Annotated in this window: 18 protein-coding genes; 6 read left to right on the top strand and 12 right to left on the bottom strand. The window is 62.8% G+C overall.

Annotated features, from left to right (window positions below):
- Positions 1 to 108: 108 nt before the first annotated feature.
- The 6 genes from bchZ to BMY52_RS01995 form a co-directional block, all read right to left on the bottom strand.
- The gene (gene bchZ, locus BMY52_RS02020) at positions 109 to 1,560 is read right to left on the bottom strand and encodes a chlorophyllide a reductase subunit Z (RefSeq protein WP_090250168.1); all 1,452 of its coding nucleotides are present in this window, start codon (positions 1,558 to 1,560) and stop codon (positions 109 to 111) included.
- The gene (gene bchY / locus BMY52_RS02015) at positions 1,560 to 3,107 is read right to left on the bottom strand and encodes a chlorophyllide a reductase subunit Y (RefSeq protein WP_281244057.1); all 1,548 of its coding nucleotides are present in this window, start codon (positions 3,105 to 3,107) and stop codon (positions 1,560 to 1,562) included. Before bchY ends, bchZ begins: the two co-directional genes overlap by 1 nt.
- Positions 3,100 to 4,056 carry a chlorophyllide a reductase iron protein subunit X gene (locus tag BMY52_RS02010; protein ID WP_090250543.1) on the bottom strand — a complete coding sequence of 319 codons (957 nt, stop codon included), beginning with the start codon at positions 4,054 to 4,056 and terminating at the stop codon, positions 3,100 to 3,102. The genes bchY and BMY52_RS02010 overlap by 8 nt, the downstream gene beginning before the upstream one ends.
- A gap of 68 nt (positions 4,057 to 4,124) precedes the next feature.
- Positions 4,125 to 5,084: a chlorophyll synthesis pathway protein BchC gene (gene bchC, locus BMY52_RS02005; RefSeq protein ID WP_090250165.1), complete on the bottom strand. Its 960-nt coding sequence runs from the start codon at positions 5,082 to 5,084 to the stop codon at positions 4,125 to 4,127.
- Positions 5,085 to 5,181: 97 nt separating this feature from the next.
- Positions 5,182 to 6,339 (bottom strand): methyltransferase, encoded by a 1,158-nt coding sequence (locus BMY52_RS02000; protein WP_090250163.1) that lies wholly within the window; start codon positions 6,337 to 6,339, stop codon positions 5,182 to 5,184.
- A gap of 15 nt (positions 6,340 to 6,354) precedes the next feature.
- Positions 6,355 to 7,224: a polyprenyl synthetase family protein gene (locus BMY52_RS01995; protein WP_090250160.1), complete on the bottom strand. Its 870-nt coding sequence runs from the start codon at positions 7,222 to 7,224 to the stop codon at positions 6,355 to 6,357.
- Between the two features lie 111 nt (positions 7,225 to 7,335).
- On the opposite strand from BMY52_RS01995, the gene crtD reads away from it, so the two are divergent.
- Together crtD and BMY52_RS01985 are read left to right on the top strand one after the other, a co-directional pair.
- Positions 7,336 to 8,838, top strand: coding sequence for a 1-hydroxycarotenoid 3,4-desaturase CrtD (crtD, locus tag BMY52_RS01990; protein WP_090250158.1), 1,503 nt, complete (start codon positions 7,336 to 7,338; stop codon positions 8,836 to 8,838).
- A 35-nt stretch (positions 8,839 to 8,873) separates the two neighbouring features.
- Positions 8,874 to 9,746, top strand: coding sequence for a carotenoid 1,2-hydratase (locus BMY52_RS01985; RefSeq protein ID WP_090250155.1), 873 nt, complete (start codon positions 8,874 to 8,876; stop codon positions 9,744 to 9,746).
- On the opposite strand, the gene BMY52_RS01980 is transcribed toward BMY52_RS01985, so the two are convergent.
- The 6 genes from BMY52_RS01980 to BMY52_RS01955 all read right to left on the bottom strand — a co-directional run bounded on the left by BMY52_RS01980 (position 9,743) and on the right by BMY52_RS01955 (position 17,016).
- Positions 9,743 to 10,879, bottom strand: coding sequence for a phytoene/squalene synthase family protein (locus BMY52_RS01980; RefSeq protein ID WP_090250153.1), 1,137 nt, complete (start codon positions 10,877 to 10,879; stop codon positions 9,743 to 9,745). The genes BMY52_RS01985 and BMY52_RS01980 overlap by 4 nt on opposite strands.
- Positions 10,876 to 12,417, bottom strand: a complete 1,542-nt coding sequence (locus tag BMY52_RS01975; RefSeq protein WP_238627165.1) for a phytoene desaturase — start codon at positions 12,415 to 12,417, stop codon at positions 10,876 to 10,878. The genes BMY52_RS01980 and BMY52_RS01975 overlap by 4 nt, the downstream gene beginning before the upstream one ends.
- Positions 12,418 to 12,535: 118 nt before the next feature.
- On the bottom strand, positions 12,536 to 13,429 hold the full coding sequence (gene bchO / locus BMY52_RS01970) for an alpha/beta fold hydrolase BchO (RefSeq protein WP_090250147.1): 894 nt from the start codon (positions 13,427 to 13,429) through the stop codon (positions 12,536 to 12,538).
- Positions 13,430 to 13,453: 24 nt separating this feature from the next.
- Entirely contained in the window at positions 13,454 to 15,247 is a 1,794-nt protein-coding gene (locus tag BMY52_RS01965) for a magnesium chelatase subunit D (protein WP_090250144.1), read from the bottom strand.
- Entirely contained in the window at positions 15,244 to 16,269 is a 1,026-nt protein-coding gene (gene bchI / locus BMY52_RS01960) for a magnesium chelatase ATPase subunit I (RefSeq protein ID WP_090250143.1), read from the bottom strand. The genes BMY52_RS01965 and bchI overlap by 4 nt, the downstream gene beginning before the upstream one ends.
- A gap of 237 nt (positions 16,270 to 16,506) precedes the next feature.
- Positions 16,507 to 17,016 (bottom strand): GNAT family N-acetyltransferase, encoded by a 510-nt coding sequence (locus BMY52_RS01955; RefSeq protein WP_090250141.1) that lies wholly within the window; start codon positions 17,014 to 17,016, stop codon positions 16,507 to 16,509.
- A gap of 133 nt (positions 17,017 to 17,149) precedes the next feature.
- On the opposite strand from BMY52_RS01955, the gene hpnC reads away from it, so the two are divergent.
- Genes hpnC through BMY52_RS01935 form a run of 4 tightly spaced genes read left to right on the top strand, consistent with a single transcriptional unit; the run spans position 17,150 to position 21,001 of the window.
- On the top strand, positions 17,150 to 18,025 hold the full coding sequence (hpnC, locus tag BMY52_RS01950) for a squalene synthase HpnC (protein WP_090250541.1): 876 nt from the start codon (positions 17,150 to 17,152) through the stop codon (positions 18,023 to 18,025).
- 44 nt (positions 18,026 to 18,069) lie between these two features.
- The gene (hpnD, locus tag BMY52_RS01945) at positions 18,070 to 18,933 is read left to right on the top strand and encodes a presqualene diphosphate synthase HpnD (protein ID WP_090250139.1); all 864 of its coding nucleotides are present in this window, start codon (positions 18,070 to 18,072) and stop codon (positions 18,931 to 18,933) included.
- Positions 18,930 to 20,258 (top strand): hydroxysqualene dehydroxylase HpnE, encoded by a 1,329-nt coding sequence (hpnE, locus tag BMY52_RS01940; RefSeq protein ID WP_090250137.1) that lies wholly within the window; start codon positions 18,930 to 18,932, stop codon positions 20,256 to 20,258. The genes hpnD and hpnE overlap by 4 nt, the downstream gene beginning before the upstream one ends.
- Positions 20,255 to 21,001, top strand: coding sequence for an SDR family NAD(P)-dependent oxidoreductase (locus tag BMY52_RS01935; RefSeq protein WP_090250135.1), 747 nt, complete (start codon positions 20,255 to 20,257; stop codon positions 20,999 to 21,001). Before hpnE ends, BMY52_RS01935 begins: the two co-directional genes overlap by 4 nt.
- Positions 21,002 to 21,212 lie beyond the last annotated feature (211 nt).

The raw sequence follows: 21,212 nt of genomic DNA, 5'->3' as shown, positions 1-21,212 counted from the left end.
CTGCAGCTTCCACCACGATCGACCCATAACCTCCCGAACGGGAGGCCATGATCGCCTCCGCCGAACGCTTGCTACTGTTCAGGCGGCGACAATCAAGAAAAGCCACGTTCATGCCACACCCCCGGCCGATACACTGGCCGCGCTCTGCGTCACCCGTTCCAGTGTGACGCGCTGCTCGCCTGCCTTGCGGGCCGCACCTTCAATGGTGTCCCGCAGGCGCTTGGCTGCAGAAATTCGCGTGAGCACGGGATACGAATCCACCAATTTGTCCAGTGCTGCCTTGGCATCATCATCCCAAGGCAGTTCTTGATGCATCCGCGTGGGCGTAGCATCCACCCGATCCAGATCCGTACCCAGCGGCAGAATATGGAACAGGGCATCAAACAATGCATTGCACACCTCCTGAACCAGGTAGGTGGCCCCGGCATATCCCATGAACGGCGTGCCCGTATGACGCCGCACAATGGCACCCGGGAAAGAAACCGGGATGTACATGGCCCGACCGCCGATCTCTGATAAGTACATGCGCTCGTTATAACTGCCGAACAACACCAGAGGCGTCTTCTCGTGTACCGCCTTGCGCACCGCCGCGTTGTCCGGCTTCACACCCGCACTACGCGAGAAGGAGAAGTGGCAGGGCATGCCCATTTCGTCCTCCAGGAAGTGCCGAATGCCACGGGCATAAGTATCAGTGGCCACGATGCCGAAACTGGCCGTGCCGAAGAAGTCCTGCGTCACCGACCGCCACAGGTCCCACAGAGGCTTGATGGTGGTGTGCTTTTCCTTTTCGATGAACGGTTGCGGATCCAGCCCCAACAACTCACCCAGCGTGTTCAGGAACTTGGTGGTGCTGTGCAGACCCACGGGCGCCTGCAAATAGGGGCGCTCCAGCGTCTCGCACAGTTGTCGCCCGAACTCCCGATACAGACAAACATTCACTTCGGCATCCGCAAGCCGGGGGACATCTGCCAGATGGCTACCTAGAGGAAACACCATGTTGACCTCGGCGCCAATGCCCTCGATCAAGCGACGAATCTCCGCAAGATCCGACGGCATATTGAAGTTGCCATAGCTCGGGCCAATGATGTTGACCCTGGGCTTTTCGCCCGCCTTACGGGCCTTCAACTCCGGAACCTTTTTCGGGCCATACTGTGTCCAGAGCCAATTCAGGGCACGGTCAGAGCACTGCCACTGGTCCTCATCGATGGTGCGGGGCAGGAAACGCTGGATGTTCGTCCCTTCCGGCGTTACTCCCCCACCAATCATCTCTGCAATCGAACCCGTCACCACCACGGCCGGAAAATCGGGATCCAGCGTCCCGTGGGCCCGCTTCATGGCCTCTTCGGTCCCGCTCTGACCCAGTTCTTCTTCGCCCAGACCGGTCACCACAATCGGCAATTCATGGGGCGGCAGGGCATCGGTGTAATGAAGTACGGATGTCACAGGCAGGTTTTCGCAGCCTACGGGACCATCGATGATGACCTGCAGACCCTTGATGGCACTGAACACATACACAGCACCCCAGTAACCACCTGCCCTATCCAGATCCTGCACCAGCATCAGAGTGCTCCCCCTTTTTTGGAGGCCTTGCGCTGCTTGGCCAGACGATCACGATATTCCGCCTGATCCTGGGGCACGTGGTCCCAGACACCGGCATTGGAACCTTGGCCCACATCCCCAAAGAAGGCTCTCATCTGATCGAAACGCGCCTGATTGCCCAGTGCCGCGTTGATCACCTGGGCCAGTGAACCGGCCCCCGCTGGGCCCATCAAGGGACGCGCGGAAATCAGGTTGGTGAAGTACAGAGCGGGAATGGCCTTCTCTTTGGCGTGTTGCACGACCGGCGTGGTGCCGATGGCCAGATCAGGGCCAAACTCTTCAATGGCCGCGATATCCTGCTCCAGCGTGGCGCGGTACTGGACATGCACCCCCTTCGCTTCCAGCCATTCCCGATCAGGCGCAGACCAAGGAGTTTTCGGGCAGGCAGTGCCCACATAGGGCACGTCCGCGCCGCTTTCGATCAGCAGGCGGGCTACCAGCAACTCGGAGCCTTCGTATCCGGAGACGGTGATGCGGCCCTTGACGGGCGCATGACTCAAGGCACTCTTGATGGCCGGCAAGAAGCGATTCTTGGATGCATCCACAGCGGCTTGCTTCACGCCGCAGGCCTGGCCGATGGCGTCCAGCCAGGCAGCCGTGCCGTCGTACCCCACGGGAGCGGAGCCGACAACCTCGCGGCCCGCCGCATTCAATTCGCGAACGGAGGCGGTGTAGAAAGGGTGAATGGCGGCGCCCACGGCGCAGTCGAGGGCGGCATACAACTCACGCCACTCACGCGTGGGCACCACCGGGCCCGTAGCGAGACCCAGAGGCTCAAGCATGGCACCCACTCCCATGGGGTCGGCCGGGAACATCTCACCCAGCAGAGTCACGGTAGGTTTGTCCTTGCGGCCTTCGCGAGGCGCCTGAACCGGGCCTTGTTCCGCCTCGCCCCGGGCATAGCGCAACATGGTGCCCGCCAGAAGATCCTTGGCCTCGGCATGGGTTCCAACACCAAAACCCGGAACATCCAGACCGATGATACGAACCCCATTGATTTCCTTGGGCAGCAATCTGAGCGGTACACCGGAGGCTGAGGGTACACACAGATTAATGACGACCACCGCATCATTCACCGCAGGATCAGCCAACTGGTGGACAGCCTCACGGATATCTTCGAACAGCTTACCCGTGACCAGGGTTTCGGAGTCGAAGGGGACATAATTGACGGTGCGACGCGCACCGTAGAAATGCGATGTAAAGCTCAGCCCGTAGACGCAGCAGGCGGAGCCAGAAAGGACAGTGGCCGTGCGACGCATGCGCAGGCCCACGCGCAGGGATCCGAACGCCGGGCACATGCTCTGGGGTTGATCATGAGGCCCCTTGGCCGATTTACCCGACTGTGAACCTTGGGCACTTTGCGTGGTCTCTACAGTCACGGGGATTGTTTCAACCGCCGTTTTCGTCGAGGCATTGTAAACCCCGGATGTGGACGCCCCCTCTCCCGCACCGGAGAGGGTTTCGGTGAGGCCGGCATCACCCGGGTGACCGCGATGTCCTTCAGACATCGTCATAAATCACCTCGAGAGACGGCTTCTTGACGATCGTGCCGCCATGCATGTCTTCCTGAGTGGCCGGTTCAAGCACCACGTCACGGCCGACTTCCTCGCTGGTAAACAGCCCCAGAAGCTCATCCTGGCTCAGCGGGTTGGGATGCCTGGGTGGCGCCTCGGCAACCTGGGTCGCCAGTTCAGCGAACAAAGGCCCCCACTCCCCATCGGGGTGGGCCACGATCTGGTAGTTGGCGCTCTTGCGGCGGATATCTTCATTGGCCGGGATGGAGGCCAGGATCGGGATGTCAGCTGCCTTGGCGAAGGCCTGGGCCTCGCCCGTGCCGTCGTCCTTGTTGATCACGATGCCCGCAACCCCCACATTGCCGCCCAGGCGCCGGAAATATTCCACGGCCGAGCAGACGTTATTCACCACATACAGGGACTGCAGGTCATTAGAACCCACCACGATGACCTTCTGACACAGGTCACGGGCAATGGGCAGACCAAAGCCGCCGCAGACCACGTCACCCAGGAAGTCCAGAAGGACATAATCGAACCCCCACTCATGGAAGCCCAGTTTTTCAAGGATTTCGAAGCCATGAATAATGCCGCGACCCCCGCAACCACGCCCCACTTCAGGGCCGCCCAGTTCCATGGCGAACACGCCGCCCCGCTTGAAGCAAACATCACCGATCTCTACCTGCTCGCCTGCCTGCTTCTTCCGGGCCGCAGTATCGATGATGGTCGGGCAGGCGCGCCCACCGAACAACAGGGAGGTGGTATCACTCTTGGGATCACAGCCGATCAGCAGCACGCGCTTGCCTTGCTGCGCCATCATGTAAGAGAGATTGGAGAGGGTGAAGCTCTTGCCAATACCGCCCTTGCCATAGATGGCGATAATCTGAGTTTCTTTGGCGGAAGAGCTCTGCACGCTAACATCCCCTTCAGGCTGGCTGGAGTCCATGCCCGCTCCGGAACGGAGCTGACCACGGAGGCTTTCAAGTGAAACGGAGGATTGGCCGTCTGCCTTCTTCATTGGCCATCCCTCCAGTCGAGGATCATCTTCAGGCATTGAGGGTCACCAAACGCGATGCGATAGGCCTCATTCGCCTGGACAGCCTGATACCGATGGGTAATCAGGCCTTTCAAGGATAACCCACCCGACTCGATCAGCTTCTTGACTTCGATCAGATCCGCTGCGTGCCATTCAGCCGCGCATCGAATCTTTGCCTCACGCATGAAGGCGGGTGGAAACTCGAAACTCAGTGGCTGACTGTAGAACCCGGCCAGGATGACCTCGCCACCACGCGCCAACCGTGTGATCAGCGTATCCAGAATCTTCGAATCACCACTGACATCGACGATGCAGGGATAATCCCGACGTTCGTCCTTATCCGGATGAACCACCGTGTAGCCTTCGGCACCCTCTGCCCGTTGGGCATCCAGTTCCCAAACCATTGGCTGCCCACCCGCCGCGACGACAATCCGGGCCAGCAATCGACCCAGCACGCCGTGACCAATGATCAGCCCAGGCAGAGCCGCCTTGTCCAGGCCCTCCACGGGCTTGCCCTGGAAGATTGCATGATAGGCCGTCGCTGCCAGCGCCAGAAGGACACCCTCCTCACCCAGATCATCCGGCACCGGGACGACCTTGGCACCCGGCACCACCACCCGGGAGGCGGCACCCCCGAACAGTCCACGGACTTCGCCATAACAGGCGGCACCCGGCACAAAGACCTGTTCGCCCACTCGACGACCGGAGTCCGGCCCGGCAGCGGCGACGCGCCCGACCGATTCATAACCGGGCACCAGGGGATAACCCATTCCGGGAAAGCTTGGCATCCGTCCAGTCCACAACAGGCGCTCCGTGCCGGTACTGATGCCACTAAAGGCAATATCCACGACCACGTCAGCATCACCCGGAGCGGAGAGATCCAGTTCACTGATCACAAGATGTTCGGGTTTTTCGATGACGACGGCTGTCGCTTTCATGGCAATTCGACCCGGGGCGATCTTGCCCCTACGAGATATGCGTGTAAGTCTAGCGTGACCCTAGAGGTTGTCAACCCAAACTAACACGGCCCCGATGTCATGGCTGGGCCAACATGACACGAGTCAATAAGGGATTCCTGGTATTCAGCAGGCGCACACGGCTAAACCCTGATTCTCTTAATAAAATTTCGATTTCAGCGGGCGTTCTGGGGCGCCCTCGCCCCATGGCGAACAGATAAACACCAAAATAGGCATCCCCTATGGGCTCGGCACCCCGGGTGCCGGACATCGGCTCCGCCAACAGCAGCGCGCCATCATCGGGCAGGGCTTCGCGCACAGCGCGAAGCAACCCCAGGATGTGGTCGTCATTGTGATCATGGACCACACGCACCAGGGAGATGAGGTCAGCCCCCCCGGGCAATTCATCCGTGAAGAAATCCCCGCCTACGGCAGTGGCTCGATGCCCCAACCCCTGAGCCTGAAAGGTTTCACGAGCCTGCTTGGCCACGGCTGGCAGGTCGTAAAGCACAAGCTCGATGTCAGGTGCACGGCGGGCCACCGCAGACAGGAATGTGGCATTACCGCCGCCAAGATCCATCAGTCGCTTGTATCCGGCGGGGTTGAAGGCATCGAGAATTTCTTCGGCCACCAGTTGCTGTGAAACCGACATGAGCTGGGTGTAGGGGGTGATCCGCTCGCCAGCCAGTGTTGTTGGCGGCGTGTCACCCGCATAGGCCCAATATTCACCCAGCCGGGTTTGCGGATAATGCCCACGCAACAGGCCCACGGGGTCCATGAGATCCTCGTAAAGCATGGCATGGTGATCCACCATGGCGGCAATGCCGGGATTGGCCATCATGGCGGCACCCTGCGCGCCGAGCCCATAACAGCCCCGCCCATAGTATTCCACCAGCTTCAGTGATGCCGCTGCCTTGAGCAACAGCAGGCAGTTTTCCTCGGGCATATCCATGTAACGCGCCAATTCCGGCACGGCTTGCGGCCCCTCCGCGTGCAGATGATCCAGCAGTTTGAGCCTCACGCAGGTATAAAGCACTTGCGAGTAGACGAACCCAGCCACGATATCGAACAGGTGGCGAGCCCGCCGGCGGGCGATGGGCCGCGTCAGAGGGAACGCAGCTGCCCAGCGCTGAAAGGCGGGATTAGAGAGGATGCGATTACGCAGCGACAGAAAACCGCCGCGCCAAAGTGCCTCGGATGGCGCACCTGTCGCCATCCGCTTCCAGTATCTTGTCATGGGAGTTGCCTGGGTTCAGGCGGCCTGCTGGGCCAGTTCCTTGGGCAGGAATTTGGAAGCCTGCTTCATGAGCAGCACCCGCAGTTCTGCCTCGCCCGGGCAAGCGGGAATGGAGTCCATCGCCTCTTCAAGCAGACGCTTCAGGCGTTCGGTGGCACCCTTGACACCCAACTGACGCACTGCATTGGGCCGGTCCAGGGCCTCGTCCTGACCCACCGGTTTACCCAGTTCTTCGGAATTGGACACCGCGTCGCGCAGATCATCCGCCACCTGGAAGGCCTCCCCGAGTTTCTCACCCAGGGCACGCCAGGGAGCCGGGTCCTCACCCGCTGCTGCGGCACCCACCATGGTGGCCGCCGCAAACAAGGCGCCAGTCTTGGCACGCTGGTACTCCGCCAGGTCCACCTTGGGTTCACACTCCCAGGCCTGACCCGCAATGATTCCCGAGGGCACACCCACTCCCTGCCCCACCGTGAGCAACAAGGGAGCAAGGCGCTCCGGTGAATTGGCCGTACCCCGCGCCAGTACCTCCATGGCCAGAACGATCAGGGCATCCCCGCCCAGCACGGCCAGGCGCTCGCCATACGCAGCATGAACAGAGGGCTTGCCGCGACGCATGTCAGCACTATCAAAACAGGGCAGGTCATCATGCACCAGGGAGGCGCAGTGCATCAGTTCAATGGAGGCCAGGGCGGCATCAGTGACTTCCGGGGCATCATCACCGCACGCCTGAGCCACGGCCAGCACCAATTGGGGGCGAATCCGGGCGCCCCCTGGAAACACCGCATAGCGAATCGCTTCAAGCAATAACGGCGGCCCTGCCGGCGACTCGCCATCAGCCAGAGCCTGTTCAAGTGCCTGCTCGATTCGCGTCGTGGCTTCCATGGTGTGCCTCCGCCCCGTAGTGTAAGGTTAGGTTGTCATTTATACGATTCGCTCAGCATAGACACAAGCCAGGGCCGAGTCAAAGGCGTTGGCCGAACGACAAGGAATCACATGGGCACACCCAATATTGCCATCATTGGGGCGGGCATTGCGGGCCTCTCCGCCGCTCTGGAACTGGCGCACGCCGGCATGAATGTCACCGTTCTGGAGCAGGCAGCCCGCCCCGGAGGGAAGATCCGCGAAGTGGGTGTCGGCGACGCTCGAATCGATGCGGGACCCACCGTATTCACCATGCGGTGGGTATTCGAGGAACTGTTCGATTCGGTTGACACATCCCTGACGGACCATCTGCAACTGCAGCCCATGTCGATCCTGGCTCGCCACGCCTGGAGCGAGGATGAGCGCTTTGACCTGCACGCGGACCACAAGGCCTCGGTGGACGCCGTGGGCCGCTTCGCCGGTGCCGCCGAGGCCAAACGGTTCGAGCAGTTCTGCGAGCGCGCACGACGTACCTACCAGACCCTGGAAGGGCCGTTCATTCGCGGCACCCGACCCACGCCACTGAGCCTGGTCGGGCGCGCTGGCATCCGCGGCCTGGGTGGACTCATGCGCATCTCACCCTACGACACCCTCTGGCGCGCCCTGGGCCAGCATTTTCATGATCCCCGGTTGCGGCAGCTGTTCGGGCGCTACTCCACGTACTGTGGATCCTCCCCCTTCCTCGCACCGGCGACGCTGATGCTGGTGGCCCATGTGGAGCAGGAAGGGGTATGGATGGTGGAGGGCGGCATGGCCCGAATCCCTGAAGCCCTGGCGTCCCTGGCCCAGGCGCGCGGTGCCAAGGTACACTACCGGACCCAAGTGGATGCCATCGAAACCCGTGGCGGCCGGGTCACGGGGGTGCGTCTGGCCGACGGCGAGACGCTGACCGCCGATGCGGTGATCTCCAACACGGACATTGCCGCCCTGAGCCATGGCCTGCTGGGTACGCAGGCCTGCCGTGCGGTGGCACCCGTGGCTCGCGAGGGACGCTCCCTGTCCGCCATGACCTGGAACCTGCGGGCACCCACTGACGGATTCCCGCTGCTGCGTCATAATGTGTTCTTCTGCCGTGATTATCCGGCCGAATTCGACCACATCTTCAAGCATGGCCGGGTGCCGACTGAACCCACGGTGTACATCTGTGCCCAGGATCGTGGCGATCGGGACGGCAATGGGGTATCGGGCGCCGAACGTCTGCTGTGCCTGATCAATGCCCCACCCATCGGCGACCACCATGCCTTTGATGAACAGGAGATCGCTCAATGCCAGGAGAATGCTTTCCGGGTGCTGGAACGCTGTGGATTACGGGTGAAACCGGGGACGGAGCACCCCGTGGTCACCACACCCACCCAGTTCGAGGGACTGTTCCCCGGGACGGGCGGGGGGTTGTACGGCCAGGCCACACATGGATGGAGGGCCACGTTCAATCGCCCGGGGGCCCGCAGCCGGATTCCGGGCCTGTACCTGACGGGCGGGAGCGTGCATCCGGGCGCCGGCGTGCCCATGGCGACCCTCTCGGGACGTCTGGCGGCATCGGCCCTGCGCGAGGACCTGACTTCACGGAAACGGTAACTCCAGGGGGTTACCTGTGGTGGTACCTGGATGCCTTGAGCGATGACGGTCGCCACGGGATCACCCTGATCGGCTTCGTGGGTAGCGTCTTCTCCCCTTACTATGCCTGGGCCCGCCGCCGCGGCAATCCGGATCCGAATCACCACTGCGCCATCAATGTGGCCTTGTACGGCGACATGAAGCGGTGGGCCATGACGGAACGGGGGCGAGGCGACCTGGCACGGGACAGCCACCATCTGACCATCGGCCCCAGCAGCCTGTCCTGGGATGGTCAGGCACTGACAGTGACCATTGACGAGACCACCGCGCCCATCCCCTCAAAACTCCGGGGGCAGGTCCGCCTGACACCCCACTGTCTGACCGATTACAGTTTCGCCCTGGACGGCCAGGGCCTGCACCAATGGCGCCCCATCGCGCCCTCGGCACGGGTGGAGGTGGATCTGGAACAACCTGGTCTTCGATGGCAAGGGCCCGGATACCTGGACAGCAACCGCGGCGAGGAGCCGGTGGAAAAAGGCTTCCGCTACTGGGACTGGTCGCGCGCAGTAATGGAGAATCAGGAGACCATGGTGCTCTATGAAGCAGACCGCCGCGATGGTGGTCACAGCCTGCTTGCGCTGCGCTTCGATGCGGACGGAAAGGCACGGGAGGTAGAACCACCACCTGCCCATGCCCTGCCCACGGCGCGCATCTGGCGTGCCCCCAGGGCCACCCGCGCCGACGCGGGTAGCGCCGCGATCCGGCATACCTTCGAGGACACCCCCTTCTATGCGCGCTCGCTGCTGGATGCACGCATCCATGGGGAGAAGGCCGTCGCTTTCCACGAGAGCCTTTCGCTGGATCGCTTCGATAACCCGGTCGTGCGTTTGATGCTGCCTTTTCGGATGCCCCGTCGGGCTCGGGGCTAACCCAGGGCCACGTCCCCGCGATCCCGGTTGCGGGCCAGGGCACTGGTCTTGGCAGCCGGACGCATGGAGCGATCCCGCTCCTCCAGACGGTGGAAAAGATTATGCAGCCACATCAGGCGGTGCTCGACCCGTCCCATGGCCATGGCGGTGGGACGGATGCTGTCCCGACCAAAGGGATGCTCACGCACCGCGTCCACCAGGAAACGATTGGCCTCCAGGGGTTCTTCCACGAGGATCCGATTCATCACGGCCAGTTGTTTGTCGCTGAACCGACGGAACATCTGGGTCAAGGCCCGGATCTTGCGGGATGGCGACACCACAGCGCGTTGATTGATGGAGTCCAGGCCGTTGCGTTCCACTTCCCGGCCGATCTCGGAATACAATGCCATGGCCGCCTGAATCCCGGGCCGGCATGAGGGCGGCAGGGTCTGAACGCCGACAGCACCCCGTTCATAGAGCCTGTCAGCGGCCTCCAGCAGACGCTGGATCACCTGCCCCACTTCTGGAGTGAATTGCGGATCGGCCAGGAAGGCCTCGACGTCGATACCGTGTTCCTCCATCCAGTTCAACGGCAGATAGATGCGGCCATTGCGGGCATCCTCCCCCACATCCCGGGCGATATTGGTCAATTGCATCGCCACGCCCATGTCGCAGGCACGGGCCAGGGCATCGGGAGAACGCACGCCCATGACCAGGGTCATCATGGCCCCCACGGTGCCCGCCACCCGGGCACCGTAGGCCTCCAGTGAAGCCAGGTCCGGATAGGTTCGCCCACCCGTGTCCCACTCAAAGCCCTCCAGCAGGGCCTGCGGAAGAGCCTGCGGGATGGAGAAGCGCTGCACCACCCGGGCAAAGGCCCGGTCCGCGGAAAAGTTGCGGGGATTCCCCTCATAAATCCGATCGAGACGATCCTGCATGCGCTCCAGACCGTCACCACGACCATCGTCCAGATCGATGGCATCATCCGCAAGCCGGCAAAAGGCATACATGGCCGTGGCAGGCTCCCGGATCTGCCGGGGCAGGAACAGGGAGGCCGCATAGAAGGACCGGGAGCCGTCACACAGGAGAGATCGGCAGGCCGTCATGTCCGCGGCCCGCGTGGGTCGCTTGGTGGTGGAGGTCGCTTGCATCATCGGGCACCTTTCGCTTGGGCTGCATCCGGAACCACGCTGTCCAGCACGCGTGCCGAGGAGATCACGCCCGGCAGACCGGCGCCGGGATGCGTCCCGGCGCCCACCAGGTAGAGTCCTTTCACGTCCTCGCTCTTGTTGTGTGGGCGGAATGCCGCACTTTGCAGCATGACCGGCTCCAGCCCAAATGCGGCGCCGCGGAAGGAGTTGAGATCGTCCTGGAAGTACTGGGGAGTGATCATATGGGAACTGATCACCTGCTGCTCCAGATCGGGCAGTATGCTGGAAGACAAGAATTCGGAGATTTTTTGACGGTAGGGCTCAGCCTGCTGCGCCCAGTCCACACCGCTTTGCATGTGCGGCACCGGCGAGAGGACATAGAAGGTGTCGCAACCCTCTGGCGCCAGGGAGGGATCGGTCTTGGTGGGCCGATGGAGATACAGGCTGAAGTCTTCGGCCAGAATCTTGCGCTGAAAAATGTCCTCGATCAGCTCCTTGTAGCGTGGCCCCAGAATGATGGAATGGTGCGGCACGTCCTCATAACGCTTTTTCGTACCGAAATACCATACAAACAGACTCATGGAATAACGGGCCCGCTCAATGCGGCTATTGGTCCAGCGCTGACGGGCCGGTGACGGCACCAGGTTGCGATAGGTGGAGGCGGAGTCGGCATTGGATACCACAATGTCGGCGGATATGGATTCACCCGACTTCATGCGCACCCCGGTGACACGCCCGGACTGCACATTGATGTTGGCCACCTCCTGGCCGCAGCGCACTTCGTTCCCCTGCCCCTGAATGAGATCCACCAGTCCTTCCACCAGTCGGCCCGTGCCACCCATGGCAAAGTGAACGCCGTAGCGACGCTCCAGGTATGAAATCAGACAGTAGACGGATGTGGTGCGGAAGGGATTGCCCCCCACCAGCAACGGATGAAAGCTGAGCACCTCGCGTAGCCGAGGATTCTTGACATATTTGGCTACCAGGCCGTAAACGCTGCGATAGCTCTGCAACTTCACCAGATCGGGGACCACCTTGGCCATATCCAGCATGGAATTGAAGGGGACATGCGCCAGATCCTCGAAGCCCACCTTGTAATTGGCCTGACTGGCCTTCATGTAGGCGTCATAACCCTCCAGGTCCTCCGGCGCAAAGCGTTTGACTTCCTCGCGCACCTTTTCCACATCGGCCCAATAGTTGAAGACCTCGCCGTCGTGAAAACGAATCTGGTAGAAGGGATCCATGGGGCGCAGATCAATGTCATCCTCCATGCGCCGACCGCAGAGTTGCCAGAGTTCCTCAAGCACAAAGGGGGCGGTGACAATGGTTGGACCAGCATCGAAGGTGAAGCCGTCCTGGCGGAACACATAGGCACGCCCACCGGGCGCATCCAGCTTTTCCAGAACCGTCACCCGATAGCCCCGGGCACCAAGCCGGATGGCTGCGGCCAGCCCTCCAAAACCGCTGCCGATCACCACGGCATGCGGACGGGCATCATCAACGGAGGAGGATGAGATGGCAGGCTCGGCAACTGTGGTCACGGGCAACCCTATGAAGTGTAAGTCTTGCTCGGCAGTCTAGCAGGGGTCCCCACCCCTGACCAGACAGGAGAGTGGTGGAAAATCCCAGGTCAATTGACTTCGATTACACAAGGAAGGATCAAGACACCCCCGAGGCGCCGCCCACCCCCTGACGAGCCACTTGCTGGGCCAGCAGGGAGGGCCTCTCCTCATGGGCCAGATGACCCAGCCCCGGCAGGCGCAACAGGCTTGAACCGGGTACCAGCGCCTGCACCCGCAGGGCCTCGGACAGAGGTACCATCCGATCCCGGTCACCGACAATCTGCGCCAGATCCACCGGCAACCTCGCCAGATCCCGCGCCAGGGGCTGCAGATCCCAGTGGTTCATCATCTTCAGCACCCCGGCCACATGCCCCGGATGACGGATCAACCGGCCATAGAACTCCGTACCCCTCGGGTCCACAGTGGAGCCGGTGCCACGCAGCAGATCCTCCACCGCGCGGCGATCCGTGGCGCGCCAGGCCACCATTTGGGGCAGCATGGGCATCATGGATAACAATCGCGCGGTATTGGAAAACAATAAGGTCACCGCCCCAGGGAAGGGCAACATCACGCCATTGAGACTGATCAGGGTGCGGGGGCACACCCAGTCGTCCAGGCACAGGCGCGCACCCACAGCCGCCCCCGCGGAATGCCCGACCACCAGAGCGGGGCGTTCCTTCAGGCCCTCCAGCAACCGGCCCAAGGCACTGGCCATCCCGGGCAGTGTAAAGGGAGCGGGATCCTTATCCAGCGGGCGTGAAAAACCATGACCAGGCAAGTCGACAGCGATCACGGTGTGTTCACGGGCCAGTAGCGGCATCACATCTCGCCAGCTGTGGGTCGCCGCACCGGTACCATGGATGAGGAGTACGCAAGGCCCCTCCCCCATGCGCTGCACATGCCAGCGCACGCCGCCAGCCTCCACAAAACGACTGACATGGCGATTGGGCCAATCCTTCCCTTCCCGCTCCCAGTCCGGCCAGTGGGTCATTTCGGTCACAACGTCAACACGGCATCAACTGCTGGCTGTCTGAACGGCGCTGGACAGGGTGGCGGCATCGGCATGGGGCAGTGGCAGATATTGCGCCTGCATGGCCATGGCCAGTTCCTGACCGCTGCGCTGCGGCCGTGGCGAGGTATCCACCAGAATGATCTTGAGTTGCTCCGCAGCCAGTTCCTTGGCAGCTGCCAGGGCATCCTCCATTGCCTTGGAACGCCCCTGACTGCCATCGCGAGCAATGTTGGCCCGGCCATCGGTGAGGAATACGGCCACGGGGGTTTCGCCACGCCGTTTCACCGACTCGGCCAGCTCGCGCACCGCGTCAATGGCAGAGGCCAATGGCGTCCCTCCGCCCCCCGGCAACCCGGCGAGGCTGCGCTTGGCGCGAACCAGCGAGCGCGTCGGTGGCAGCAGCAGATCGGCCTGCACCCCCCTGAAGGCGATCAAGCCCACACGGTCACGACGGATATAACAGTCAGCCAGCAGCAACTCCACGGCACCCTTTGCCTCGGCGAGGCGATGTAGGGCCGCGGAACCGGAGGCATCCACCGCAAAGATGGTTGTGGTCTCAGTGCGTTGCTTGAAACGGGTGATACGAAAATCATCCCGGCGCACATGGACCCGCAGGCTCTTGGGAGAGCTGCCATCGGCCAGAGCCTGGGCCCGTCGAAGCGGCTGCCAGGGGGCAGCGGCACGCAAGGTCTCGATGACATTCAATCGGGCGCCGGCACGCAGCTCCCCACGACGAGTGCCAATGGGACGCCCACGACGGTTGCCCTGCTGCAGTGCGCCGGCCTTGCCAGCGGCGGAGGAACGGGACCGGGCGCCCAACCCGGCCTGCAACTGCGCCAGCAAACCCGCCGGCAATGAGGCTTTGGCAGCTTCCAGCACGCGGTCTTCCAGGGGCTTGTCCAGCTCCGCAGGATCCTGGTCTTCCTGATCCTCTGGCTTCTGCTCCTCCTCAGGCGGCTCCTCTGGCGGTGGCGGCTCCTGCTCCTCGGGCATCTCTTCCTCGGAGGGTGGCAACATGGTGGCGCGGGGAGCCAGCACCAGGCGGGCGGCCAGGGCTGCATCCTCTTCCGCTACCTGATTCCGACCATCCAGGGCCGCTGCCGCACGCGCCGCGCGCAGGGCCAGGAATGGCACCCGCAAAGAGGCGATGCCCAGCGCCCGGGCCGTGCCACACAGGGCCTCCAGAATCTTGTCGCTCACCTCCACCTCGGGCAGGATTGCCCGAGCGCGGGTGACGTCTTCGCTGGTCCACAGGGGTTCGTCCATATCGCGCACGGCGATGGGGATCAGATCCATGTGGAAGGCCAGCCGATCCATCAGGACATCGGGCACCTGCTCTTCTTCGGACATCCCCTCATCCAGGGCCACCACCCCAAACCGGGTGGGCACGCGCATGCCCAGACCATCCCGCTCCAGGACCACTTCATGGGCATCCATCACGGCCGCAACGCGACCGGCCGTGGAGGAGGTCAGCCGCTCTGCCATGGCCATGACGGCCACCCCACCATCGCATTCTGCCAGGAGGCCGCGTTCGGCAATGGGCTTTCCTGCCTTGAGCGTGGCCGCCAGATCCAGGCCGCCGAGCAGACGGCCATCGGCAATATGCAGTGGCAGACGCCGCATGGGCGCCTTCGCGGGCAACAACTGGCGCAGCTGTTCCAGCCAGCGGTCACGCACCGGGCCGGCATGGGCACGCACCGCCACGCCACCACACCCCTGGGGATCCACGGCAAACAGGCCAGCGGCGATGCTGGCCAATGCCCACGGCGTCAGTTCGGGGGCCATGGTTTCGGTCATGCGCCGAACAGCTCCTCGATGGCACGCCCCACGCGCACGGAGGATCCAGCGTCATCCAGTGGGTTACGACGCAGGCGATGGCGCAGGGCCGGCGGCGCCACGCGCTTGAGGTGCTCATCGGTCACCTCTTTATCACCCTCGAAGGCCGCCAGGCCGCGGGCAGCACGGATCAGTGTGAGTTCACCACGCAGGCCATCAGTGCCCAGGGCCAGGCAAAGCTGGGCTGCCCGCTCCAGGGCCGCATCGGGCACCACCACGTCTGGCAGGAGTTCTCGACCCGCAGTGATTCTCTTGCGCAGTTCCGCATCTTCCTTCTCGAAGCGCTGAGTAAAGCCCTCCGGGTCCTTTTCAAAGGCATCACGGCGACGCACCACTTCGATACGGGTGGGCAGGTCCTCGGGCGTGCTGATCTCCACGGAGAGACCGAAGCGGTCCAGCAACTGCGGACGCAGTTCCCCTTCCTCCGGGTTACCACTACCGATAAGCACGAACTTGGCGGGATGGCGCACACTCAGGCCTTCGCGCTCCACCACGTTCTCACCGGAGGCGGCCACGTCCAGCAGCAGGTCCACCAAGTGGTCCTCCAGCAGGTTGACCTCATCGATATACAGAAAACCGCGATGGGCGCGGGCCAGCAGACCCGGCTCAAAGGCCTTTTCACCCTGGGTCAGGGCCCGCTCCAGATCCAGGGCGCCCACAACCCGGTCTTCGGTGACGCCCAGCGGCATATCCACCACCGGCACCGGCACCTGACGGGTCTTGGGTGCCTCCTTGGCATCGGGCCCATCGCACATCTTGCACAGACCCGCCTTTTTGTCCGGAGCACACCCATAAGGACAGTTCACCACCGCCTCCATGGGCGGCAACAGGGCTGCCAGGGCACGGACCGTGGTGGATTTGCCGGTACCCCGATCCCCGAACACCAGCACCCCGCCAATACTCGGATCAATGGCGGAGATAAGAATGGCGAGCTTCATCTCGTCCTGCGCGACAATCGCCGAAAACGGAAACGTCAAAGCCATAGTCTGTTTGTTCTGCCTTAGGTAGCGGCCGTGCACGGAAATCCATGCCACTGCCGGTTTTGAGGTGCGACGCGGGGCGATCTTACCAGAGCCTCCCGGCGGTGCGTACCGAGAACACCCGCGCAGCAGCGTAAAGCGCGTAATATTCTCCCAAACGAGTCAAAAAAACAAAGGTGAAGGCTGCCATCCCACGGGTAAATGCCTGCCAACTTGACGGGAGTCAGGGGCACCCCTTCCCTACGACGCCTCTTCCAGATCCCTGCGCCGCAAACGCAAGCGCATGATGCCGCCACCGTAGGGATCCGTCACGCCGGACAGCATGCCGTAAGGCAGAAAACCCAGCTCATAGAAAAATAGGGTGGCCGGAACATTGCGTGAAGAAACCCGAACATGCACCTCCCGGCAGCGGTAATGCGCAAAGGCCCTATGGGTCAAATGACGCAGCATTGTCGACCCCACACCCCGGCCCCGATAGTCCGGGTGCACGATCAGGTGACGCAGAAAACCATCCCCTCCCGGCTCCATTTTTCCCAGGCCGCCGAAAGCGATCACCCGGCCCCGGTACACCCCGACGACGGCCTCCGTACAACGACTGACGCAGGACTGCAGGCCCGCCTCATGGAGAGGCCGCGGGACATCGGGGAAGGCCCAAACCACCTCTTCTCCAGTCCGCGACAAGCGTCGCAAGGACGAACTGTGCTCAGCCGATGCGGCCTGAAGGCCAAGAAACGCCGGGTCATACCACATGAAGGTGTTTCATCTCGCGTCAGAGGAATCCATTGAGTGTACCGCCCGTGCCCCCACTCACCGCTCGCGCAGGGGAGTTCACCCGAGACCATGGTAAACTCCACGCCATTTGAACCCTACCCAGTGGGAACAGATGAACGCCGCCAGCCAACCTGTGGACCAGGCTTACCGTGAATGTCTGCGTCAGGCCCATGGTCATTACGAAAACTTCCCGGTGGCCTCGCGCCTGCTGCCTGCCCATTTGCGTCGTCCGGTGGCCGCCATCTACAGTTTTGCCCGTCGGGGAGACGATCTGGCGGATGAAGGTGAGCGCTCCGAGGAGGAACGCCTTCGTGCACTGGATGACCTGGGGCAGCAGCTCGATGCCGCAGCCGCTGGCGAGCCGGATAACGACCCCACCTTCATCGCCCTGAGCCATGCCATCCCGACCTTCAACCTGCCCGTCGGGCTGTTCCATGATCTGCTCACCGCATTTCGTCAGGATGTCACCACGCATCGCTACGCCACGTTTGGCGATGTCATTCAGTATTGCCGGTGTTCCGCCAACCCGGTGGGGCGCCTGCTACTGCACCTGTGCAACCAGGCCGACCCCCGACGCCTGGCGTTGTCCGATGCCGTCTGCTCGAGCTTGCAACTCATCAATTTTTACCAGGACATGGCCCAGGACTACCACGAAATGGGACGCATCTATATCCCGCAGGAGGAGATGCAGGCCTTCGGGGTCACCGAGAACCATTTCCGCCACCAGCTCACCGATGATGCCTTCCGACAACTGATGCGCAAACAGTTCCAACGCGCCGATCAACTGCTACGCAGCGGGGCCCCCCTGGGGGCCATGCTGCCCGGTCGCCTGGGCTTGGAGATTCGCCTGATCATCGTGGCTGGCGCCCGCGTGGTCTGGCATCTTCAGCGCCAGCAGGCGGACCTGTTTTCCCGTCCGCGCCTGGGTAGCCGGGATTATCTGGTCATCCTCAGGGATGGACTGTTACCGGGACGCCTGCCTGTATGACGGTATGATAGTTTACGCATTCACCGCCCAAGCGAACCAGATCCATGACTCCCGATCAGTATTGCCAGGAAAAGGCCGCCGGTAGCGGTTCCAGTTTCTATTACAGCTTCTTGTTCCTGCCACCGGAACGACGCCGGGCCATCACTGCGCTCTACGCCTTCTGTCGGGAGGTGGACGACGTGGTGGACGAATGCCAGGATCCGGCCGTGGCTCGGGCCAAGCTGGACTGGTGGCGGGACCAGGTCTCGGAAACCTTCAGCGGCCAGCCGTCTCATCCCGTGTGTCAGGCCTTGCAACCCTGCATCGAGCGCTTCAATCTCCCCGAGGAACACTTCCGGGAGATCATTGATGGCATGCAGATGGACCTGGAATTCGACGCCTACCCCAGCTTCACCGAATTGTCGCTGTACTGTTACCGGGTAGCCTCGGTGGTGGGACTCATGTCCGCCGAGATATTCGGCTACGAGGATCGCAAGACCGCACGCTACGCCCATGACCTGGGCATGGCCTTCCAGCTCACCAACATCCTGCGCGATGTCCTGGAAGATGCCCGCCGGGGTCGAATCTATATCCCGCTGGACGAACTGGAGCGCTTTGGTGTTCAGCCCGCGGATCTGCAGCGACCACAAACCTCCGAGCGACTGCGGAGCCTCTTCGCCTTCCAGGCCGACCGGGCACGCGACTATTATCGGCGCGCCTTCGAACACCTGCCCGAGACCGACCGCCATGCCCAGCGCAGCGGCATCATCATGGCGGCCATCTACCGCACCCTGCTGGACGAGATTGCCGCCGATGGTTACCGGGTACTGGAGCAGCGCGTCCGACTGACACCCGTGCGTAAGCTGTGGATCGCCTGGCGCACGGCCCGGCACGAAAAACGGCGCCATCGCAAGGCCATCAAGGGATGACGACACACGATATCTGTATCGTGGGTGGTGGCTGGGCCGGCCTGTCCGCAGCCGTACGCCTCACCGAGGCGGGACGCCGGGTCACAGTGCTGGAGGCCACCCGACACCTGGGGGGGCGTGCGCGGCGAGTGGATAGGGACGGCATGCCGCTGGACAACGGCCAGCACCTGCTACTGGGGGCCTACGAGCACACCCTCCGGCTGATGAAGACGCTGGGCATGGAGGAGTCTCGCGCCTTCATGCGCCTGCCCCTGGACCTGAACATGCGGGAAGCCGGCGCCCCGGGAATCAGCCTGGCCAGTTTTTATCTGCCCGCGCCCCTGCATCTTCTGGCCGGCCTGCTCAGCGCCCGTGGCATGCCGGGGCGAGACCGGCTGAGGGCTCTTCCCGGCCTGGCCCGTCTAATGCGTTGGCAGCAGGATGAGGACATCTCCGTTAGCCGCCTGCTGCACGAACATGGACAGCCGGAAGTTCTGGTGCGTGGCCTGTGGGAACCCTTGTGCCTGGCCACTTTGAACACCCCGCTCACGCAGGCCTCAGCCAAACTGTTCTGCGCGGTACTGCGCGGCGCGTTCTCCGGTCACCGCAGTCACGCGGATCTGCTGGTTCCGAGGATGAGCTTGGGAGATCTCCTGCCGAAACCCGCCCACCAATGGCTTGATGCGCGGGGTGTAAGCGTACGCACCCTCACCCACGTATGCAGCGTGATCCCAACGGAGACGGGATTCACCCTGGCCCTGCGTGACGGCGAGACGCTTGATGCGCATCAGGTGGTCCTGGCCACGGCGCACCCCGCCGCCGCGCGCCTGCTCAAGCCGCTGCCAGGCCTGAAAGATGTCACCGAAGGCCTTGAGGCCCTGGAAACCGAGCCCATCTGCACCGTCTATCTGCAGTACCCCGAGTCAGTCCGCTTGCAAACACCTTTCTTTGGCATGCTGGGCACCACCGCCCAATGGACCTTCGATCGCCGCATCACGGGCCAACCCGGGCTCATGGCCGTGGTCATCTCGGCTTCCGGGCCTCACATGCAAATGGACAATCAGGCGCTGGTGGCCCAGGTACGGGCGGAGCTACACATGCTCTTTCCAGACTGGCCCTTCCCACTGAAGAGTTGGGTGATCCGCGAAAAGCAGGCCACATTCCGCGCGGCAGTGGACTGCGACCGACTGCGACCGGGCAACACCCTACCCCAGCCGGGCCTGTGGTTGGCCGGCGACTATACTCTCACCGGCCTGCCAGCAACGCTCGAGGGAGCAGTGATCAGTGGGTTACAATGTGCCCAAGCGATCCTCCAACAGACTCCAGCCACAACGGAAACGCAATGATCCCGCAACAACTTCTCCATTACACTCCCGCGCCCGACCTGTTCAAGGATCGGGTGATCCTGGTCACCGGTGCTACTGGGGGTATCGGTCGAGCCCTGTCCCTGGCGCTGGCCAGACACGGCGCCACCGTGATCCTGCTGGACAAGGTGATCAAGACGCTGGAAAAGGTATATGACGAGATCGAGGCCGAGGGTGGTCCGCAGCCAGCCATCTACCCCATGAATCTGGAAGGCGCCACCGCCAAGGATTACCAGGACCTGGCCGAGAACCTGGGCAACGAGTTCGGGCGGCTGGACGGCGTTGTACACAATGCGGCCTGGGTGGGCGCGCTGACCCCACTGAAACTCTACGATCTGGAAATGTGGGCCCGCGTCATCACGGTCAACCTGCACGCCACTTTCCTGCTCACCCACGCCACCCTCCCACTGCTGGAAAAGGCACCCGACCCGGCCATCGTCTTCTCCACTCAGGACTGCCAACGCGCCTACTGGGGCGCCTTCGGCGTGGCCAAGGCGGGACAGCGCGGGCTACTGGACATCCTGGCGGCCGAATACCAGGGGGCCCGTCGCATCCGGGTGAACGGAGTGGATACCGGCCCGATCCAAAGCCCGCTGCGGGCGGACCACTACCCCGGAGAAGATCCGAGCCAGCACCCTGAGCCCGCGGAGGTGATCGGACCTTACCTCTACCTGCTCGGCCCCGATGCCGGGGAGACCACCGGGCAGAATCTCAAACTGGCCTGACGCGGACACAGGGAGAAGGCACCACGCGATCCTCTCCTTCGGGGGAACAGGGCGCCCGGCGAAGACAGCGACCCGTGCCTATCCTAAACTCCCTGTCAGCGTCTGGCTCTGACGAACGGCATGGGTGGCACCGCGCTTCGAAATGCGTATCGGGACAGGATTCAAGGACAGAGCATGGGCTCGCAGGATGGGCGAGTGCGGTCGCGTGGCA

The organism is Ectothiorhodospira marina (assembly GCF_900109495.1).
Lineage (GTDB): Bacteria > Pseudomonadota > Gammaproteobacteria > Ectothiorhodospirales > Ectothiorhodospiraceae > Ectothiorhodospira > Ectothiorhodospira marina.
The sequence above is the reverse complement of the archived record's forward strand: the minus strand, read 5'-3'. Positions and strand labels throughout refer to the sequence as shown.

Excerpts from the sequence above, each read along its gene's own strand:
- bchZ (WP_090250168.1), bottom strand. The coding sequence starts at position 1,560 with ATGCTGGTGCAGGATCTGGATAGGGCAGGTGGTTACTGGGGTGCTGTG.
- bchY (WP_281244057.1), bottom strand. The coding sequence starts at position 3,107 with ATGTCTGAAGGACATCGCGGTCACCCGGGTGATGCCGGCCTCACCGAA.
- BMY52_RS02010 (WP_090250543.1), bottom strand. The coding sequence starts at position 4,056 with ATGGACTCCAGCCAGCCTGAAGGGGATGTTAGCGTGCAGAGCTCTTCC.
- bchC (WP_090250165.1), bottom strand. The coding sequence starts at position 5,084 with ATGAAAGCGACAGCCGTCGTCATCGAAAAACCCGAACATCTTGTGATC.
- BMY52_RS02000 (WP_090250163.1), bottom strand. The coding sequence starts at position 6,339 with ATGACAAGATACTGGAAGCGGATGGCGACAGGTGCGCCATCCGAGGCA.
- BMY52_RS01995 (WP_090250160.1), bottom strand. The coding sequence starts at position 7,224 with ATGGAAGCCACGACGCGAATCGAGCAGGCACTTGAACAGGCTCTGGCT.
- crtD (WP_090250158.1), top strand. The coding sequence starts at position 7,336 with ATGGGCACACCCAATATTGCCATCATTGGGGCGGGCATTGCGGGCCTC.
- BMY52_RS01980 (WP_090250153.1), bottom strand. The coding sequence starts at position 10,879 with ATGATGCAAGCGACCTCCACCACCAAGCGACCCACGCGGGCCGCGGAC.
- bchO (WP_090250147.1), bottom strand. The coding sequence starts at position 13,429 with ATGACCCACTGGCCGGACTGGGAGCGGGAAGGGAAGGATTGGCCCAAT.
- BMY52_RS01965 (WP_090250144.1), bottom strand. The coding sequence starts at position 15,247 with ATGACCGAAACCATGGCCCCCGAACTGACGCCGTGGGCATTGGCCAGC.
- bchI (WP_090250143.1), bottom strand. The coding sequence starts at position 16,269 with ATGGCTTTGACGTTTCCGTTTTCGGCGATTGTCGCGCAGGACGAGATG.
- BMY52_RS01955 (WP_090250141.1), bottom strand. The coding sequence starts at position 17,016 with ATGTGGTATGACCCGGCGTTTCTTGGCCTTCAGGCCGCATCGGCTGAG.
- hpnC (WP_090250541.1), top strand. The coding sequence starts at position 17,150 with ATGAACGCCGCCAGCCAACCTGTGGACCAGGCTTACCGTGAATGTCTG.
- hpnD (WP_090250139.1), top strand. The coding sequence starts at position 18,070 with ATGACTCCCGATCAGTATTGCCAGGAAAAGGCCGCCGGTAGCGGTTCC.
- hpnE (WP_090250137.1), top strand. The coding sequence starts at position 18,930 with ATGACGACACACGATATCTGTATCGTGGGTGGTGGCTGGGCCGGCCTG.
- BMY52_RS01935 (WP_090250135.1), top strand. The coding sequence starts at position 20,255 with ATGATCCCGCAACAACTTCTCCATTACACTCCCGCGCCCGACCTGTTC.